The sequence below is a fragment of the Magnetococcales bacterium genome (assembly GCA_015231925.1).
Lineage (GTDB): Bacteria > Pseudomonadota > Magnetococcia > Magnetococcales > JADGAQ01 > JADGAQ01.
Map to the genome: position 1 here is coordinate 1 of JADGAQ010000305.1, position 3,223 is coordinate 3,223.

2 protein-coding genes are annotated in these 3,223 nt (G+C 62.8%); both read left to right on the forward strand.

The window, feature by feature from the left end; all coding sequences use genetic code 11:
• Positions 1-150: 150 nt before the first annotated feature.
• A complete protein-coding gene (locus HQL56_19130; protein ID MBF0311630.1) occupies positions 151-2,304 on the forward strand; it encodes a hypothetical protein in 2,154 nt (717 codons plus the stop codon).
• Positions 2,304-3,223: hypothetical protein (locus HQL56_19135; GenBank protein ID MBF0311631.1), on the forward strand; the 920-nt coding region annotated here is incomplete at its 3' end. The genes HQL56_19130 and HQL56_19135, both read left to right, overlap by 1 nt.

A 3,223-nucleotide genomic window follows, 5' to 3' on the forward strand; every position in this document is an offset into this window, starting at 1 on the left:
TCAGGTATCACTGAGTCAGACAAAAGCATGGCTGCAACGATTGGTCGATGAGGGTGTCTTGGAAAAGCAACAAAAGCCGGTAGGATATTACATCGTTCGGCAAGCCAGCCTGTTCGAGTAACACCACCGAAGCGGAGTGCCTTTTCGCCCATGGGCAAAACCTTCTCCGAAAACTGGTTTCGCGTGGCCAACCTGCGACTGGGGTTGCGCACCACGGTTTCGGTACGCCTGCATCGCTATCGGGAGGAGCCCTGGTACGTTCTGCACGAGAAGATAAACAACACCTTCCATCGGGTCAGTCCCGCCACCTGGCGCTTCATCAGCCGTCTGCAGATCGATGCCACCATCGATGAGATCTGGCGGCAATCCATCGAGGAGGATCCGCGCGAAACCCCCGGCCAGGAAGAGATCTTTCAGTTGCTGATGAGCCTGCACCAGAACAACCTGCTCTACCTGGAAGGTGGGGCCGACGAACGGCGGCTTCTGGAGCGGGGCGAGGAGAAAAAGAAGAAACCCTTTCTGGCCCGACTCTCGGAGTTGATGTTTCTGCGCATTCCCCTGGTCGATCCCGACCCCTGGTTGAACCGGCTGCAGAAGCCGATCCGCCTCCTCTTCGGCTGGCCGGGGGCTCTGGTTTCGCTGGTATTTCTGGTTTGGGGGGTCTGGGAACTCCTGCTGGGAGGCGACCGGGCCTGGAACCAGGCTCAACACCTGTTGCAGTGGCACAACGTCATCCTGCTCTATCTGGCCATTTTCGTCTCCAAGGGATTGCACGAATTCGGTCATGCCGCCTTGTGCAAACGCTACGGAGCCCCGGTGCGCCACCTGGGTTTCATGTTGTTGATGTTTTCGCCGCTGCCCTATGTGGATGTCACCTCCAGTTGGACGTTGCGCAACCGGTTCCAGAGGGCCGCCATCGGCTGCGGCGGCATGCTGGTCGACCTGGTGGTGGCCAGCATCGCCACCGTGGTCTGGGCCCACTCCCCGCCGGGGGCCGTCAACGAAATCGCCTACAACCTGATGTTCACCACCGCCATCTATACGGTGGTGTTCAATCTCAACCCGTTGATGCGCTTCGACGGCTATTACATTCTCTCCGACCTCATCGGTGTTCCCAATCTTCACGAGAGCTGCAAGGCCACGTTTCAACGCTGGTTCCGCCACCGTTTCCTCTCCATGGAGGAGGAGGGGGAGGGGCTGAAACCGGGGGAGACCGCCGCCAAGGTCACCTTCTTCCTCGGGTCCAACCTGTATCGCCTCTTCGTCATGGGCGGTATCGTGCTGTTCGTGGCCGACAGTTACATGGGCGTGGGACTGGTGGTCGCCGTGGCCATGGCGCTGACCTCCTTCGTGCTGCCTCTGCAACAGCAACTCCAATCCCTGAAAAGCCCCCTGTTCCGCTACCAGCAGAAGCGTCTGCTGCAACGGGGAGGGGTGATCGCGGGCCTCCTGGCGCTTTTGTTTCTCTTCGCCCCCGCCCCCGATCATCGCACCCTGACCGGGGTGTCGGAAGCGGCGCTGTCGAGCCCGGTCTATGCGGAAACGGAGGGGCTGGTCAAACGCATTCACCTCTATTCCGGAGCCTGGGTCGAGCAAGGCACGACCCTTCTGGAGATGGAAAACCCGGAACTGGAAGCCGAAATCCAGGGAGTGGAAGCCCAGTTGCAGCACACCCGGCTGCTGGCAGCCAAATCGGTGGATGAGGGAGCGGTCGATCTGGCCCCCCTGCAGGAGCGGCTGCGCACCCTCAACGCCCTCAAAAACAGCCTGCTGCAACGCAAACAGGCCTTGCAGGTGGTCGCTTCCCAAGACGGATACTGGGTGGCTCCCGAAATCGCCTATCGCACCGGGGTCTGGTTGGCCCGTGGAGCGGAACTGGGCAAACTGGTGGATGATCGCAGCCACATCTTTCGCGGCGTGGTGGTGCAGGAGGCGGCGGCGGCCCTGCTGCAGGCCGATCCGGAGGAGATGGAGGTCCGTCTGGAAGGCGAGACGGGGCTGACCTTGCAAGCCCGAGAACTGACGCTGGTGCCCCATTCCCGCGAAACCCTGCCTTCGGCGGCTTTGGGCCCGGCGGCAGGGGGGCATGTGCCGGTCACCACCGCCGATCCTTCGGGCAAACAGAGCGCGGAGCCCTATTTTCTGCTGCAGGTTCTCCTTACCGACAAACCCGGCGAGGTCGGTTCGAGCCCTGTCCGTAGCGGGCGTTCCGGCTGGATCCGGGTCAAACTGCCCTGGAGACCGTTGTCGCTGCAGCTTTGGACCGCCACCCGGCAATTTTTCCAGAGACGGTACCGACTCTGATGGAGACGTCGATCTTCGATACCTCGTCCACCAGCCTGGCCCCTTCCATGCGGCTGTTCCTGCTGGAGGCCCATCGGGAAAAGCCGGTTCTGCCCTGGCTGGATCGCCTGGGACACCGTCTGGCGGCCCGTTTCAAACGCTGGTTTTCCAGACCGGTCGCCCAGTTGCGGCGTCGGGCCAAAAGCGTTCTGCGAGAGGCGACACCTCTGTTCGATGTGGAGGAGCAGACCCTTCAGGAACATCTCCGGCAGGCCGCCGATCAGGCCCGCATCGCCGGACCCGGCAACCGAAAGGTGATGGATGCCACCCTGACGGCAGCCGTCGCCGCCGTGAAGCGGGTGACCGGACTGACGCCTCACCCCGAACAGGTGATGGGGGCGCTGGCTCTGCTGGCGTGTCATGTGGCGGAGATGGCCACCGGAGAGGGCAAGACCCTGACGGCGGCCATGGCGGCGGTGGCGGCAGCCTGGCAGGGCTGGCCCTGTCAGGTGGTGACGGCCAACGACTATCTGGCCAAACGCGACGCGGAGCTTTTCGCCAAACTGTTCGACTACTGCAATCTCAGCGTGGCCCACATCGACGGGGAGACGCCTCCCGACCGACGGGGAGCGGCCTACAACCACGATGTGGTCTACACCACCGCCAAGGAGTTGCTGGGAGACTATCTCCGCGACCGGCTGGCCCTGGGAAAATCACCCTCCCGCACCCGCGTGGCCTTGAGCGAACTGGGGGCATTGACCGAATCCCGCCGGGGGGAGGTGGTCATGAGGGGCCTTTATCAGGTGATCGTGGACGAGGCCGACAGCGTACTCATCGACGAGGCGGTCACGCCGCTGATCATCTCCATGCCCCGCCCGGACGCCTCCATGGAGCAGGCGGCGCTCGATGCGGTCACCCTGGCAAAGGCCCTGGAGGAGAA

What these genes read in the sequence shown, in the direction of transcription:
- HQL56_19130 (MBF0311630.1), top strand. Translation starts at nt 151, where the DNA reads ATGGGCAAAACCTTCTCCGAAAACTGGTTTCGCGTGGCCAACCTGCGA.